A 15,535-nucleotide genomic window follows, 5' to 3' on the forward strand; every position below is an offset into this window, starting at 1 on the left:
GCGCCGATGGTACTATCGCTTAAGCGATGGAAGAGTAGGTCGTCGCCAGGCTTTGAAGCCAGCGCAATCACAACGGTGCACCAGAACCCATTCACTTCCTTATCCTCCTTTCAGGAGGTTCGACATTGGCGCGGGATGGAGCAGCCCGGTAGCTCGTCAGGCTCATAACCTGAAGGTCGTAGGTTCAAATCCTACTCCCGCAACCAATGTCTCGAAGCAATTAGCCGCCGGCCTCTCGCCGGCGGCTTTTTTGTGTCTGCTGCCGGGACTATCGTCGCATCGCTGCGATTCTCCGCGAAAGGCATGCGCCGATGAGCGACTTTCCCTCGACAGATCCCTGGGCCAACATGATGCGGCCGTGGGCCGAACTGGCGCTCGCGCCGCAGAAGCTCTGGCAGTCGATCAACCAGGGCTGGAGCTTCGGCAACATCATCGTCAACGAACAGAATTCGAGCGCGCCGCAGACCGAACAGGCAATCCTCGCCCGCGAAAGCTATGGGCGCCAGATCGGCAAGCTGCTCGACGCGGTGGATGCGCTGGTGGCGCTGCAGCCTGACTGCGGTGCCGGCACGAAGGCATTCACCGAGGTCAAGGATCTCAAGCAACGGATCGATCGCGTAAAGGCGGACCTCGCCGTCCAGCGCATTTCCCAATTACGCAGCGATCTCGATCGTCTGCGCCGTTCGGAAGACCCGGAGGATCAGGAAGCCTATGCGGCGGCCTTGAACGCGCTGCGCGCGATGCTCGCCGACCCGCACGCGGGCCGCTGATTGCATGACAGCCGGCCGCCAAGCCGCTAGGAGGCTGGCGCATGGATTTCGATCAGCTCCTCATCCGCTTCTTCGGAACCGCGGACATCACCGACCTCGAAGAGCCGGCGCTGCTCGCCGGCGTCGATCGTCTGAGGCTCCAGTTCGGGCTGGAGCGTGACCGCGGTCGACGCTTCGCGCTCTGGTCGCTGATGTACCTGCTGGGCGTCGCCCCCGATCTCGACGTTGCATTCGAAGAAGAGGAAGATCGCGAGGCCGCACGCGACTTCATGGACCAGGCCGAACGCGAGATGCGCGAGGAAGAAGGCGACGAGGACTGAACCCCGGCGTCATCCCGCGGTCGCCGCGGCCAGCGCCGCATTGCGCTGCCTCTCCAGCCGCCGGTGCGGCACGCTGCGAACGTAGCGCTTCATGCGCCCCCGCACCTCCGCGTCGAAGCCGAGGCCGAGCAGCGGATAGATCCGCGCCATCTGCGTTTCCCAGTCCGCCTCCATTGCCGTGAAGTCGACCATCACCTGCGGCAGCCTGCATGCGACGGTATCGGCTGCCATCCGCTCTTCGCGCAGCCGCACCTTGCGAGTCCATTCGGCGGTGATCCAGCCGCGATCGACGACCGACGACTGCAGCGCCACCTGGTTACCCACCAGCGACACCGCCGACGCGATCGTCGCCGACTCGTCACGCCGGAGCAGGATCAGCCGGGCATCGGGAAAGGCGGCGGCGACCGCGGCGAGATCCTGGCTGAACTGCGGCGTCTTGAGGATCCACGGGCGATCGTCGCGCCGCACCCCGCGGCGCAGCCAGCGGATCGTCTGCACCATCCGGCGGAAGCTGGCGTAGACCGGCTGGCGATCCGTCGTTTCGCAATGCCGTGCGAAGAAGGGCACGCGCCACTGCGCCTCGAACGCGGAGCCGAAGATCGAAGGACTGTAGAAGCCGATTTCCTCATCCGGCTGCGCAATCCCGGTCGGATGGATCGCCGCGAACCCCGGGTTGAGCAGCCGCGCGCAGCTCAGCCCCGCAAAGGTGCGCAGCCGGCGGTCGTCCGGGCGCCCGCCCGGCCGGCGCGGTACCGGGTTCCAGCTTTCATAGAAGCGGGTGAAGTCGAGCCGCGGATCGCAGGCGAGCAGCCGCTGCATCCGCGTGCTGCCCGATCGCATCTGGCCGACGATGATGATCGGTGCCGGCAAGGGTGCTTCCAAGATCTCAGGATGCCGCCGCCACAGCGCCTCGGCGCGCAGCCGCGTGGCGAGCGCGGCGACGATCTGGCCATGCGCGATCGTGCGGCCAAGCGCGGTCAGCCGTGCGGTGCCCACCAACTCTTCACTCAGCAGCGTCAGCCGCCGCCGCCAGCCATCATCGAACCGCGCTTCCCAGGGCTGATGGGCAAAGGCCGGCCCAGCCGCCTTGCGCGCGGCAGCCTCAAGCGCATCTGGATCGAGCGGCGGATCGGTTGCCAGCCCCTGTGCCCACAAGGTTTCGAGCAGCCGGTTGACCGCAGCGATGCGGCGTGAGGCGCGAACTGGTCCCGGTTGCGCTTCGGTCATTCAGCGGTGCCCCCTCGCTCGATCGTGGCCGCAGCGAATCCCGCGCGCCTGTATTTGTCAACTGCAGCCGGCCTGTGGGGTTGCGCCGCCTATCCTATGTTATTCTCGACGCCGGCGGCTTTCGCGCACCGCGGTCCCCACCAGCACGCTGGTCGACAGCAGGATGCAGGAGACCATCACGCCGATTGCGAGGATGCCGCCGCTCGTCACCCGCACGCTCGCCGCCATCCGCACATGATCGGTCGCGCGAGCCGCGAAGCGAGCATGCTGCCTTTCCTCAAGCAGCGCGCTGGTGGTGGCGGGCAGGGGCGTGGTCGGCATCGCAAAAGTCTAGGTGATGTCGGTACATGACACAATCCAGCCGAAGGCCGTGCGCAGATTCCCCCGAAGCAGATGCGACGACAAACATGGCGGACGCTGTCGCGCATCTCGCCTGTTCTTGACACTCATCCGCGTCAGGATCATCCTCACACACGAAAATCTACCGGCAACGGGCGGCCGGATTCGAACAGGATTGCGTAAGACAGAACCGTGAGGGTCGCTCCACCGGGGGATGGCTTATGCGCATTTGCTCGATCCTGCTGCTACTCGCCGTCACGCTTGGCGCGTGCGCGCATCCGCGGCCCAGATTGCAAAGCTCGGTCGCGGTGCCCGCCACCCAGATCCAGGCGAGCAGCTTCGGCCATATGCCGGGGGAGAGCAGCCCGCCGCCCTCCGCCTTCGTCAACCGCATGGCCGAATCCGCGACGGACATGCCGCCCAACTGCGCCCAGCCGCGTTTCGCGGCGGCGGCGGGCCAGCGCTCTCCCTCGGCCGACCATCTCGTTCTCTCCGGCGGCAGCCTCAACGGCGCGTTCGGCGCGGGCTTCTTCCTGGGGCTGGAGGAAGCGGGCGCGCTGCCTGCGGAACCCCGCGTCGTCACCGGCGTCAGCACCGGCGCGCTGCAGGCGACCTTCCTGTTCCTCGCGCGCCAGCCGGTGCCGCAGGATCGCGACTATGCATGGCAGGGCGGCATCGCCACCGAGGAAGGCGGCGGCCTGCCCGCGCTGAAACCCAACAGCAGCAATATCGGCGATCTCGCGCTCGCTTATTCGATCCGGCGTGAGGCGGACATCCTGCGTCCGGCCCCGGGCGGCGGCATCGGCATGCTGATCAATGGCGCCAAGGGCAGCCTCGCGCCGCTGCGACACCGACTGATGGCGCTGATCAGCCCCGGCACAATCGAGGCGGTCGCGTTTCAGGCATGCCGCGGCCGTAAATTGCTCGTCGGCGTCACCGATGTCGACGATGGCTATGGCTATGCGCTCGACCTCACCTTGCTCGCGCTGCGCGCCTATGACGGCAACGCCACCGACAATCTCATGACCCTGGTGCGCAAGGCCTATGTCGAATCGCTGATCGCCTCCTCCTCGGTGCCGGTCGGCGCCAAGCCGGTCACCTTGCGCATCCGCGATTTCGATCGGCCGTTGCTGGAGCAGCACCGCATCAACCTGTTCGTGGATGGCGGCGCGCGCTTCGGCGTGTTCCTGCAGGAATTGCAGGAGGCGCAGAGCGAGACGATGCGCCGCACCGCGCGGCCGGGCGCGGTGACAATGGTCGTCAACACCCGCCTCGCGATCCGCCCCTGGCACAGCGGCGATCTCACCGCGCCCAAGAAGGGCTGGCTGCTCACCACGCTGGGGCTGCGCACCGTCAGCATCCTCGAGAACCAGGTCTATCACCTGTCCGTCGCCACGATCGAGGGGCAGGCGCCCAATTTGCGCATGGCCTTCATCAGCAACCAGAACATCCCCGGCGGCGTCCAGCCCGACGACCATGTCTATCGCGGCACCAGTTGCACGGGCTGGCACGATCTGGACGAGGCGGAGCTCGATCCGGTCCAATTCTTCCCGCGCTACATGGCCTGCCTGATCGATTATGGCCGCCACCGCGGCCGCCGCCAGGAATGGAACCGCTGAGGCCTGGCCCTTCGCGTCGCCCAAGCAAAACTTCATTTCTCCTGTAACGCGGTCGACTATCTTGGGGCCATGGGAAAACCAGGGTCGCCGCCGCACCACGCCGCCACAACGGAACAGAGCCTCAACCCGTCGCGCCCCGCCGCACCTTTATGGAGCGGCTTCGGCATGCGCGTGCTGATCGGCATGGTGGTGGGGCTGCTGCTCGGCCTGCTGTGCACCCGGCTCGATCCGCAATCGGCCGCGGCTGAGGCGCTGGGCACCGCGCTGCAGCTCATCGGGCAGATCTTCGTCCAGCTTCTCAAGGCGCTGGTGCCGCCGCTGGTGTTCACCGCAATCGTCGCCTCGATCGCGTCGATCCGCGAACTCGGCAATGCCGGCCGGCTGGTCGCCAGCACCTTGCTGTGGTTCGCGCTGACCGCGCTGATCGCCGTCTCGATCGGCATCGCGCTCGGCCTCATCCTCCAGCCCGGCCTGCACACCGGCGTGGAGGCGAGCGCCGCGGTCGCCCCCGCCACGCGCGGTGGCTGGCTCGATTTCCTGAAGGGCGTGGTGCCCACCAACCTGCTCGGCATCGGCGCCAGCACCACCTTGGCGGATGGCAAGGCGGCGACGACGGTGTCGTTCAACGTGCTGCAGATCCTCGTCGCGGCGATCGCCGTGGGCGCGGCCGCGGTGAAGGTGGGGGAGAAGGGGGAGCCTTTCCTCGCCTTCAATGCCTCCGCCCTCGCCATCTTCCGCCGCCTGCTCAACTGGGTGATCGCGCTGACCCCGATCGGCACCGCCGCGCTGATCGGCAATGCCGTGGTGCGCTATGGCTGGTCGACGCTCGCCGCGCTCGGTACCTTTTCCGCCGCGATCTACATCGGCCTGCTGCTGGTGCTGCTGCTGGTCTATCCGCTGCTGCTGCTCGCCCACGGCCTCAGCCCGCGGCGCTTCTTCGCGGCGGCGTGGCCGGCGATCCAACTCGGTTTCGTCTCGCGCTCCTCGGTCGGCACCTTGCCGGTGACGGAGGCGGTCGTGGAAGAGCGGCTGGGCGTGCCGCGCGCCTATGCCGCCTTCGCGGTGCCGCTGGCGGCGACCACCAAGATGGATGGCTGCGCCGCGATCTATCCCGCGATTTCGGCGATCTTCGTCGCACAATTCTTCGGCCTGCCGCTGGGCATCACCGATTATGGCCTGATCGTGCTGGTGGCGGTGCTGGGATCGGCGGCGACCGCGGGGCTGACCGGCGCCACCGTGATGCTCACGCTGACATTGTCGACATTGGGCCTGCCGCTGGAAGGCGTCGGCCTGCTGCTGGCGATCGACCCGATCCTCGACATGGGGCGGACGGCGGTGAACGTCGCCGGCCAGGCGCTGGTCCCGGCGATCGTCGCGCGCCGTGCGGGCCTGCTCGATCCGGAGCGCTTCAACGCCGGAACCGGCGCCATCGACACGTTCGGGGCAGACAAGCCTGCATTGGCGGCGTCATGATTTTTCTAGTATCTCACTAGGGAAATATTCCGGGTAATCATCCTGCGACCCCAAAGTCGCGTACCGAGGATGCCCGATGACCGACCCGCTAGACGTGCCGCCGATCCAGTTTCCGCGAGATCTTTCGGTGGTTGTCGACGGCTTGAAAGCGGCGCGGATCGCCTGGCGGACGAGCCATGCCCGCCACGCCGAACGCGGCGTCGAATTCCCCTCGCGCCGGGTGCTCGCGCGGCTGCTGCGCGAACTGGGCGCGGCGTTGTTCCCGCTGCGGCTCGGCCCGCCGGAACTGACCGCGGGGAATGAGAATGCCTGGGTGGAAGCGACGCTCGAATCGACGCTGTCGCAGCTCGGCGCGCAGATCGCCATCGAACTCCGCCTCGAAAACCGCGCCCTCTCCGCCGAGGAAGAGGGGCTGGAAGTCGAGCGGATCATCGGCGCCTTCGCGGCCAGCCTGCCCGAGATCCGCCAGTTGCTCGATACCGACGTCCGCGCCGGATATGACAATGATCCCGCCGCGCAGAGCGTGGACGAGGTGCTGCTTTCCTACCCGTCGATCGCCGCGATCATCCATCACCGCCTCGCGCACCGGCTCTACACATTGGGCGCGCCGCTGACCGCGCGGGTGATCTCGGAGACCGCGCACGCCGAAACCGGCATAGACATCCACCCCGGCGCGCGCATCGGCCACAGCTTCTTCATCGATCACGGCACCGGCATCGTCATCGGCGAGACCGCGACCTTGGGCAACCGCGTGCGTGTCTACCAGGGCGTCACCTTGGGCGGCGAACCCCGCCGCCCCGGCGCCGCGCACGAGAAGGGCGAATTCCCCCGCCGCCACCCCGCGATCGGAGACGATGTCGCGATCTTCGCCGGCGCCGTGCTGCTGGGCCCGATCACGATCGGCGAACGCTCGCGCATCGGCGCCAATGTCTGGCTGAGCCGCGATGTACCGCCCGACAGCGCGGTGGAGGCGGGGGAGCCGTGGATCCGCCCGCTGCTGTAAGGCGCGCGCCACGCTACCGACGCGCGATGATCAACGCGCCCTTCTCCGCCGGCTGCAGCGTCTCCAGACGGCAATCGGCGAAGCCGGCCGCGCGCAGCATCGCGTGCAGTTCTGCGAAGGCATAGGTCCGGGTGCCGGTTTCGACCAGCAGGGTCAGCCGGAACGCCGCCTCGAACACATCCGGCGTCGTCTCGCGCGGATAGTCGTGGATGACCAGCACACCCCTCGGCCGCAGCACGCGCGCCAGATGCGCGAAGATCCGCTGGTTCTCGTCCGGCCGCATGTTGTGCGCGACGCCAAGGTAGAGCGCGACGTCATAGCCGCTGCCCCAGTCGAGCGCGCGGATGTCCCCGGGCCGCGTCCGCACGCGATCGGCCAGCCCCGCCTGCGCGATGCGTCCTTCGGTCTCGCCCAGCGCGCTCTCCAGATCGACGATCACCGCGCTCATCCCGGGATAGGCCTGGCAGAAGCCGGCGGCATGGCAGCCATGCGATCCGCCCAGATCGAGCAGCCGCGCCGCCTTGTCCGGCAGCTCGACGCGGTCGAGTAGGTCGGGCAGCAAATGGCTGGCGAAGGCCTGCATGTAGCGTGAAAAGCGCGTCCCCAGCGCGGGCTCCGCGTCCATCCTGTCCCACAACGGGCGATCGGGCCCGCCGCGCGCCACCGCATCGGGCAGATCCTGCATGATCCGCCATGCGTCCATCGTCCAGTCGAGCCCGGCCCGATAATCGACCGCGCCGTGGCTGCTGAACCACTGCGTCATATGCGGCGCGTTGGCGACCATCCGCTGGTCGCGGCGCAGGTGGCCGATCGCGACGAGAAAATCGGTTAGGCGGACGACGGCTTCGGGATCGAGCCGCAACCGCGCCGCGAGATCGGCCGGGGTGCTGGGCCCGCCCGCCAGCGCTTCGAACAGGCCGAGCCGCCCCGCACTGGCGATCGCGCTTGCCGCCATCATCGGAATATAGGCCGCCATCATCGGCAGGCTGAGCCCACCCGCAACACCTCCCGGCAGCGCCGGAACCTCTCCGGCCCGAACGAGGGGAGGATCTGACGGTAAAGCGTTGATGCTCATGGCTCTCTGCCGACGATGGATGGAGCCGGCAGAGAGAGGCCGGCGCGGCTACCGGGCCATGCCAGCGCGCGCGACAAGAATTGCACCCGCAACAGTAGGGCGGCGGGGAAGGGCAGGGCGATGCCGCGAAGCGGCCCGCGCCTCAGCGCCCGGGACGGTGACGGTTGGCCGGTGCCGGGGTTCTCATGAACGCCACAACGTCGCGGTTGAAGCGGTCCGCCGCCATCCACGGCGCGAAATGCCCGACCTGTGGGAAGACCGTCAGCGTGGCGCCGGGGATCGTCCGCGCGAGATAGGCCGGATGTTCGGATGTAATGAACTCGTCGCGCGCGCCCGCCGCGATCCGCACCCGCGGCCCCTCGATCGCGGAGAGCGCCGCGGCCGTATAGCGCGGCTCGTTCGCTTGCAGCCTGCGCACGGCGTCATGCAACGCCCCAAACCCGTCCGGCGTGGGAGACAAGGCGCGATAGTCCGCGATCAGGCGCGGCCCGATCTCCTTCAGGATTGGCGCCTGCTGGGCGTCCGCGCGCACCCCCTGCGGATCCATGTTGGCACCATAGGCATAGATGCGGTCGAACCGCTGCGGCGCACGCATCGCGAGGACGAGCGCGGTGATCCCACCATCGCTCCATCCCACCACATGGGCGCGCTCCACGCGCAGATGATCCATCACCGCCAGCACGTCCCGCGCGAACAGATCATAGCTCAGCGACTGCTGGCCGAGCGTGCTGCGCCCATGGCCGCGCGTATCGATCAGGATCACGCGAAAGCCCGCCGCGACCAGCGCAGGCACCTGCCGATCCCAGGCGCGGCTGCTCGAACGACCGCCGTGAAGAAGCAGGATCGGCGTGCCCTCGCCGACAGAGCCGTACCAGATGTCGGCGCCGCCGGTGCTGACCCGGCCCTCGACCAGAGGCGCGCCTGTTGGTGCGCGCGATGGGGTCTGATCGGCCGTCGCGGTGTCGGATGCGGCGGTGGCTGCATCCGGGTGCATGCCCCCATCGCCCACTGACAAGAGAAGCGCGATCGACGCGACCAAGATACTCATGAGAACGGGCTCCGACTAAAATCTGGGCGACGAGGATAGGATGGACGCTGCGCCGAAGCTGGCGGCCTATGCAGACCGCGGTAAGACTTCTGTTCTCGCAGTTTGCATCGCCGATCATCGCAAGGTCGCTCACGATCCTTGTTGCGGGATGTCTCACCGTCAACCTTCCAGCTTGGCGTTGTTACGCGAGTAGCGCGATCTGACCGGGGTGGGCGCTGCCGGAACGAAGCTGTGGAGGGAGTATCAGATCAATTGTGGTTGACCGTTCTGGCGCAGCGTTGACGACGGCTTCCGACCAGCTCAAGGCACGCGTCAACTTGGCAGAGATTTGGCTTCAAGTAGCAGCGCTTCCGACCGGCGCGCTGAGCTTCGTGCTCTCGGCCAGCACTCGAACCGAAAGAGCTGCATTTCTCGCGGCCATGACCAGACGGTCGGTTGCCCACCCCTGACGTGCGAGTGCCGACAGCCCGTGCATTATGGAGGCTACCAGATCGCTGATGGGCTCCGACAGATCCGGTCGCGACTTGGCTATGAGGTCGCGCATACGCAGACGGCCGTCCTCCGCAATCTGTTCGGCGGCGGACGATGCATTCGGGTCGCTGCAGTTGCGTGTGGCGTCCAACACCAGGCAGCCCTTTGCCAGAGCCTGCTCGCTGTAGGTGACGGCACGCGCGACCAAGAACTGCTCGATCGCAGCGGCGATAGGGCGCCCCTCGATCAAAAACTCATCGATCGGCAGCGCAGCGCTGGCGTGACGATCTAGAATCTTTTGGAAGAACGCCGCCTTACTCCCAAATGCGGCGTAAAAGCTCGGAGCAGCGATGCCCAGCGCGTGCGTCAGGTCCGCGAGGGATACGCCGTCATAGCCACGCTCATGAAAGAGCCGCTGTCCCACCTCAAGCGCTGCATTGACGTTAAATGACCGAGGTCGGCCCGATCGGCCAGATTTTTTATCGCGCACTAAAAAACTCCTTGCATAAGACGTGCGGCGAGATATTTAGCGCGCACTAAATAAATTGCAAAATCCAACCATCGCCGGGGTCTCGGCCTTTGGCCGAACCATAGGCGCTGGTGGCGTAGCCAGTTCAATTGACGATCGACGGCGGATCACACGTCTGCGCCGAACTCCGGTGCCCGACAGACATCCAGGGAACCATCATGACAAACGATTATTCAAGGCTGCGTTCGGTGGCTGTGCTTGTGGCTGTGTGCTTCGCTTCAGCGTCCATGCCACTGGCCTTTACGGGGCCAACTGTAGCCCTGCCGAGCATCGGCATGGCGCTTGGCGGCTCGCCGGTTTCGATCAGTTGGGCCACCAACGCCTATCTGCTGACCTTCGGAAGCCTGCTCCTCGCGGCCGGGTCGCTGGCTGACCGCTACGGTCGCAAACGGGTATTCTCGATCGGAACTGGCGGGTTCGCGATCCTGTCGGTTATGCTCGCCCTCGTGCCGGACATGACCAGCTTCAATCTGATCCGCGCAGCAGAAGGTGTCACCGCCGCTGCTGCGATGTCTGCCGGGATGGCGGTTCTCGCGCAGGAGTTTGATGGCCCTGGACGGCTGCGGGCGTTCAGCTTCGTGGGAGCGAGCTTTGGGATCGGCCTGTCAATCGCGCCGGTCGCCTCCGGCCATCTATTCGAGGCGTTCGGCTGGAGAAGCATCTTCGCGGTGGTCGTCGGCTTCGATTTACTTGCTTTCGTAATCGGCGTGTTCTCTATCTTGGAAACGCGGGACCCTGAAGCTAAAGCGGTCGACTGGTGGGGATGCTTCAGCTTTACGCTGGCGCTTGCGGCTTTGACGTCGGCAATACTTGACGGTCCCGACCGCGGCTGGTCCCACCCAATGGTGCTGATCTTGTTTGGATTAGCGATCGCGCTTCTGACCGTGTTCATTGTGATTGAACGACGCGTTGCTCGCCCCATGCTCGACCTGAGCTTGTTTCGCTATCGGAAATTTGTGGGCGTACAAGTTCTTGCCGCCGCGCCCGCCTATGGCTTCGTCGTGCTTCTTATACTGCTGCCAATCCGCCTCGTTGGTATCGATGGGATGACTGCCTCAGAAGCCGGCCGAACGATGCTCGCCATGTCAGCGCCCTTGCTGATCCTGCCGCTTCTTGCGGGCTCGCTGACCCGTTGGCTGTCACCTGCGACACTTTGCGGCCTTGGCCTCGTAGTCGCCAGCGCGGGAGTCTTCTGGCTAGGTCAGGTCCCGATCGGTGCAGGCATCGCCGCGATCGCGCCGGCTCTCCTTGCGATCGGCGTCGGCATCAGCTTCCCATGGGGACTGATGGACGGTCTTGCGGTCAGCGTTGTACCGAAGGAACGTGCCGGCATGGCTGCAGGCATCTTTGGGACCGTTCGCGTGGCCGGAGAGTGCATTGCTTTAGCGCTGGTCACGGCTCTGCTGAACGGCCTGGCGCAGTCGCAAGTGTCAGACCGCATTCCGCAGCCCGCAATCTCGTCGGCGGTCGCGCTGCGGCTTGCTACGGGCGACCTTCCTGGCGCATCGGCGCTCGCTCCTCAAGTTCCGCCGCCGATACTGCTCGCAGGCTATGGTCAAGCATTCAGCGTGCTGACCATTTGCCTCGCCGCTGTAACGCTCGTGACGGCGGTAGTCGTGTTCATTTCACTGCGACGATCAGCGGTCGACTGATCAGCATCGCAAGATTGATTGGCGGCTCTCATCAGGTGGTAAAGTCTTCACCGCGTCGGCAACCTCATTGCGTGTCGCGCGCTCGCGCATATCAAGCATAATGCCCACTACCATCGCTTCGAGCGCGGACTACCCTTGTCGGACACGGTGCAATTGTCATGGGCGGCATGGGCACTGCAAGCATGACTTCCAGTTAAGCGTTATGCAGAATCGAAAGTAACAAACTGCGGAGACCCGATTTGCCGACCCGCGATCTTATGGCTGGATACAAAAACGCGCGCCCCATATTAAAGACGATTAATAGCTTAACTTCGTCGTTACCTATAGATCATTGTCAGATTCGCCATCCTGTTCCGCTAAAATCTGCCTGTCGGTAGCCGGCCCAGCATAGGTCTTCCCGCGACGCCGCCTGGACAGCGCTGAACGTCAGTTTCTGACAGGAGCAGACGTGCAAGCTTTGGCCGAGAACGACCGGTTTGTCGCAATATTCGACGTTGCTCTGATCGCATTCGTCACGGACGAACGGCAATTTCAAGCAAAAGGCTAGGTTGCCAATCGCCTGACACACCCCCCGAAAAACGGGCCGCGTCCCTGGCCATTGGGACGCGACCCAGTCAGAGCGAAAAAGGAGAGGATCCTCTGCCCGGAGGCCCGGTGCGCAAGGGGGTGAGCGCCGGAACCACCACGGCTCATTCTCTATTGATTGAATCGAGAATAAAGCAACTTCCTGTTTGCGGGCGAAAAGCTGGGCTGGGGCGGGGATCAGCCCGCCCAGGGAAACGCCAATGTCGGGCGCAGCGCATAGCGCGCCATCTTCAGCGCCAGCCTTGCGCCGCTGCCCGGCGCCAGCGCCAGAGTCAGGTCACGCCCGCCGACCGGGGTGGTGCGGCCGTCGATCGTCACCATGTCGATGCGATGCTCGCCATAGGCGCCGCCGCGGATCACCACGCGGCGCTCGCTGCCGGCGCTGAGGTTGACGAGCGTCACCTCGGTCGTGTCCGTCGACAGGCTGTGGACCAGCGCGGCGACATCCTCGGGCACGCCGGCGCGGCGGGCGGTGGGGTCGAAATAGCGCAGCCGGCTGTGCAGCGGCACGCCGCCCTGCGGCGGTGACGTCTTCGACCAGGGCGGGCGGGCGATGTGGAGGCCGCCGGTCATCGTCTGGACCAGGCTGGCGACGCTCGCCGGGTTGATGCCGATCGGCCAGTCGGCGAGGCGCGTTTCGGGGGTGGTGTCATCCTCCTCGCGCAGCTTCACCCGCGCGGCGATCCGCGCGAGGTCGGCGGCCATCGCGGTCTCGGGATAGGCCGGGTTGCGGCCCTCGAGGAAATCCAGCCAGGGATGGTCGCCCGCCGCCGCGCGATCGTCGGCGCGCTGCGACATATACCAGATCTCGAACCCGCTCGCGCGATACGGGCCCGGCTTCCAGCCATACCAGCCCTCCGCGCCATACATGCTGGGGGCAGAGAGCGTGCCGTCGATGCTGCGCGAGGCGTCGTTGATCCGCGCGGTCTGGCGGCGCCACAGGTCGATGAATCCCATGTCGCCGCTCATCACCACCGCGCCCATGAAGGCGGTGATCGATCGCGGCACCCGGTTGCGATTCTCGCGCGCCCCGGTCTGCGGCACCACCGGTGAGAAGCCCCAGCCATAGACGCTCTTCCACCAGTCGGCGCCGACGCTGCCGTCGGGCCGCACATAGCTGGGCAATATGTCGTTGTTTTTCGCCGCCCGCTCGGCCCAGGCGCCGAGATAATCGAGCGCCCAGCGGCGATAGCGTTCGCCGCCGCCCAGCGCATAGGCGTTGAGGCCCAAGGTGGTCGATTGCAGGTTCAGCGGATTGTCGCCGATCACATCGCCATATTCGGCATAATGGTCCAGCGTCTGCTGATAGCTGGTCTCGCCATGCTCCATGTGGAAAGGCGTGGGATCGAACGGATCGCCCGCCCAGTCGAGCGGCGTCGCCGCGCGCAGCATCGGGCCGCGGCTGCCGTTGAGCAGGCTGCGCATCATCCGCCGCGCGGGATCATAGTTGCGCACGGCGGGATCGCGGCCGGTGTAGAAATCGGCGAAGCGGCGCGTGCGCTGGCGCAACCGCGCGTCGCCGGGCATCGAGAGGCCCATCAGGTTGAAGCTGGTCAACCCTTCCGCATTGTGCTGCCAATCCATCTGCACGGGGAATTCGCGATGATACATGCCGGCGCGCGCGATCGGCACATCCACCGTCTTCGCCGCGGTGAACTGGCGGATATGGCCTTCCCAGAACCGGCTGGCGAGGTCGCGGATGCGGTCGCTGCCGCCCAGCGCGTGCAGCAGGAACCAGTCGTTGGTCGCCTCCGCCGCATCGTCCGGCCCGTCATTGGCGCCCCAGCGCTCGAACACCTTCAGATGATCGCGGGCGTCGACATATTTTGCGTAGAAGGCGGCGCACGCCTCGGCATTGGCGGCGAGCAGCCGGCGCTGCATCACCGCCCAGCGCGGCGCCGCCATCGGCGTGGAGACGGTCAGCAGGGGCGCCGCCGCGCGCGCCTGCGCGGGCAAGGCGAGCGCCGCCGCGCCGGCAAGGAAACCGCGCCTGTCGATCCGCATTATTTCAGCTCCAGCCGGCGGATCGGACCGACGATGACCATGAAGGCGAAGATGGTCAGCAGGCAATGCGCGCCGACGAAGACGAGCGCGAGGTCGAAGGATCCGGTCACGCCGACGATATAGCCGACCACGATCGGGGTGACGATGCCGGCGATGTTGCCGAACATGTTGAACACGCCGCCGGAAAGCCCCGCGAGCTGCTTGGGCGCGACGTCCGCCATCACCGCCCAGCCGAGCGAGGCGACGCCCTTGCCGAAGAAGGCGATGGCCATCAACGTCACCACCAGCCACTCCTGCTCCACCCACACGCAGGCGATGATCAAGGTGGCAAGCAGCATGCCGAACACCAGCGGGCCCTTGCGCGCGACGTTGAGCGAGCCGGTGCGCCTGAGCAGATAGTCGGAGGCGAAGCCGCCGACGAGGCCGCCGGCAAAGCCGCACAGCGCCGGCGCCGCCGCGGCGAAACCCGCCTCCAAGATGTTGAGGCCGCGTTCCTTGACCAGGTAGATCGGGAACCAGGTGACGAAGAAATAGGTCAGCACATTGATGCAATATTGGCCGAGATAGATGCCCAGCATCATCCGGTTGGCGAGCAGCTGGCGGATATTGGCCCAGGTGAAGGTGGGGGCCTTGTCGGGGCCGGCGCCCTGATCCTCCATGTGGATCAGCCCGCCGCCCGCCTCGATATGCGCAAGCTCGGCGGCGTTGATCGAGGGGTGCCTCGCCGGGCTGTGGATATAGCGCAGGAACGCCGCGGTCGCGACGAGGCCGAGCCCGCCCATCACCCAGAACACCGCGCGCCAGCCGAAGCTGTGCACCAGCCATCCCATCAGCGGCGCGAAGGCGACCAGCGCGAAATATTGCGAGGAATTGAAGATGGCGGAGGCGGTGCCGCGCTCCGGCCCCGGAAACCAGGCCGCGACCAGCCGCGCGTTGCCGGGGAAGGAGGGCGCCTCGGCGAGCCCGACGAGGAAGCGCAGCGCGAACAAGGTGGCGACGATCGGCAGGCCGAACAGGAAGCCCACCGTGCCCTGCAGCGCGGTGAAGACGGACCAGAGCGCGATCGCGCCGGCATAGATGCGTTTGGTGCCGAACCGGTCGAGCAGCGCGCCGCCGGGAATCTGCGCCAGCACATAGGCCCAGGCGAAGGCGGAAAGGATGAAGCCGATCTGGACGGGGCTCAGCCCCAGCTCGCCCGCGGCGGCGTTGCCGGCGATCGAGAAGGTTGCGCGATCGGCATAGTTGATCGTGGTGATGATGAAGATCAGCGCAATGATCCGGTGGCGGACGTGGCTCGGTTTGTCGGCGACGTCTGCGGCGGCGGCTCGGTTCAAGATCGGGCTCTCCTCATCATGCCGCCCATCTGTCGGGGCGGTCGGACCAACTCGGGTCTGACGCTAGACCCCGCCTTGTGCCGGGT

Annotated in this window: 13 protein-coding genes and 1 tRNA gene; 7 read left to right on the plus strand and 7 right to left on the minus strand. The window is 66.3% G+C overall.

What is annotated here, in order from left to right; all coding sequences use genetic code 11:
• Positions 1 to 129 precede the first annotated feature (129 nt).
• The 3 genes from FHS96_RS21980 to FHS96_RS21990 all read left to right on the plus strand — a co-directional run bounded on the left by FHS96_RS21980 (position 130) and on the right by FHS96_RS21990 (position 1,090).
• Positions 130 to 206, plus strand: a tRNA-Met gene (locus FHS96_RS21980).
• Between the two features lie 105 nt (positions 207 to 311).
• Positions 312 to 770, plus strand: coding sequence for a hypothetical protein (locus FHS96_RS21985; protein WP_429596917.1), 459 nt, complete (start codon positions 312 to 314; stop codon positions 768 to 770).
• 41 nt (positions 771 to 811) lie between these two features.
• The gene (locus FHS96_RS21990) at positions 812 to 1,090 is read left to right on the plus strand and encodes a hypothetical protein (RefSeq protein ID WP_429596920.1); all 279 of its coding nucleotides are present in this window, start codon (positions 812 to 814) and stop codon (positions 1,088 to 1,090) included.
• A gap of 9 nt (positions 1,091 to 1,099) precedes the next feature.
• Here the strand turns inward: FHS96_RS21990 and FHS96_RS21995 are convergent, their stop codons facing one another.
• Both FHS96_RS21995 and FHS96_RS22000 read right to left on the minus strand, forming a co-directional pair.
• Positions 1,100 to 2,317, minus strand: coding sequence for a sulfotransferase family protein (locus FHS96_RS21995; protein WP_429596923.1), 1,218 nt, complete (start codon positions 2,315 to 2,317; stop codon positions 1,100 to 1,102).
• Positions 2,318 to 2,416: 99 nt separating this feature from the next.
• Entirely contained in the window at positions 2,417 to 2,638 is a 222-nt protein-coding gene (locus FHS96_RS22000) for a hypothetical protein (RefSeq protein ID WP_429596926.1), read from the minus strand.
• A gap of 239 nt (positions 2,639 to 2,877) precedes the next feature.
• Here FHS96_RS22000 and FHS96_RS22005 point away from each other — a divergent pair, with 239 nt between their 5' ends.
• From FHS96_RS22005 to epsC, 3 genes are all read left to right on the plus strand, one after another.
• Positions 2,878 to 4,275 carry a patatin-like phospholipase family protein gene (locus FHS96_RS22005; protein WP_429596929.1) on the plus strand — a complete coding sequence of 466 codons (1,398 nt, stop codon included), beginning with the start codon at positions 2,878 to 2,880 and terminating at the stop codon, positions 4,273 to 4,275.
• A 165-nt stretch (positions 4,276 to 4,440) separates the two neighbouring features.
• Positions 4,441 to 5,748 (plus strand): dicarboxylate/amino acid:cation symporter, encoded by a 1,308-nt coding sequence (locus FHS96_RS22010; RefSeq protein WP_429596932.1) that lies wholly within the window; start codon positions 4,441 to 4,443, stop codon positions 5,746 to 5,748.
• Between the two features lie 76 nt (positions 5,749 to 5,824).
• Positions 5,825 to 6,751 (plus strand): serine O-acetyltransferase EpsC, encoded by a 927-nt coding sequence (gene epsC / locus FHS96_RS22015; RefSeq protein ID WP_429596935.1) that lies wholly within the window; start codon positions 5,825 to 5,827, stop codon positions 6,749 to 6,751.
• A 13-nt stretch (positions 6,752 to 6,764) separates the two neighbouring features.
• On the opposite strand, the gene FHS96_RS22020 is transcribed toward epsC, so the two are convergent.
• The 3 genes from FHS96_RS22020 to FHS96_RS22030 all read right to left on the minus strand — a co-directional run bounded on the left by FHS96_RS22020 (position 6,765) and on the right by FHS96_RS22030 (position 9,835).
• A complete protein-coding gene (locus tag FHS96_RS22020; RefSeq protein ID WP_429596938.1) occupies positions 6,765 to 7,826 on the minus strand; it encodes a class I SAM-dependent methyltransferase in 1,062 nt (353 codons plus the stop codon).
• A gap of 142 nt (positions 7,827 to 7,968) precedes the next feature.
• Positions 7,969 to 8,874, minus strand: coding sequence for an alpha/beta fold hydrolase (locus FHS96_RS22025; RefSeq protein ID WP_429596941.1), 906 nt, complete (start codon positions 8,872 to 8,874; stop codon positions 7,969 to 7,971).
• 334 nt (positions 8,875 to 9,208) lie between these two features.
• On the minus strand, positions 9,209 to 9,835 hold the full coding sequence (locus FHS96_RS22030; RefSeq protein WP_429596944.1) for a TetR/AcrR family transcriptional regulator: 627 nt from the start codon (positions 9,833 to 9,835) through the stop codon (positions 9,209 to 9,211).
• Positions 9,836 to 10,032: 197 nt separating this feature from the next.
• Between FHS96_RS22030 and FHS96_RS22035 the strand changes: the two genes are divergently transcribed.
• Positions 10,033 to 11,526 carry an MFS transporter gene (locus FHS96_RS22035; RefSeq protein WP_429596947.1) on the plus strand — a complete coding sequence of 498 codons (1,494 nt, stop codon included), beginning with the start codon at positions 10,033 to 10,035 and terminating at the stop codon, positions 11,524 to 11,526.
• Between the two features lie 762 nt (positions 11,527 to 12,288).
• Here the strand turns inward: FHS96_RS22035 and FHS96_RS22040 are convergent.
• Positions 12,289 to 14,115: a DUF8034 domain-containing protein gene (locus FHS96_RS22040; RefSeq protein WP_429596950.1), complete on the minus strand. Its 1,827-nt coding sequence runs from the start codon at positions 14,113 to 14,115 to the stop codon at positions 12,289 to 12,291.
• A complete protein-coding gene (locus tag FHS96_RS22045; RefSeq protein ID WP_429596953.1) occupies positions 14,115 to 15,449 on the minus strand; it encodes an MFS transporter in 1,335 nt (444 codons plus the stop codon). Before FHS96_RS22045 ends, FHS96_RS22040 begins: the two co-directional genes overlap by 1 nt.
• Positions 15,450 to 15,535: the final 86 nt, after the last annotated feature.

It is taken from the genome of Sphingomonas zeicaulis, assembly GCF_050433225.1.
Taxonomy (GTDB): domain Bacteria; phylum Pseudomonadota; class Alphaproteobacteria; order Sphingomonadales; family Sphingomonadaceae; genus Sphingomonas_D; species Sphingomonas_D zeicaulis.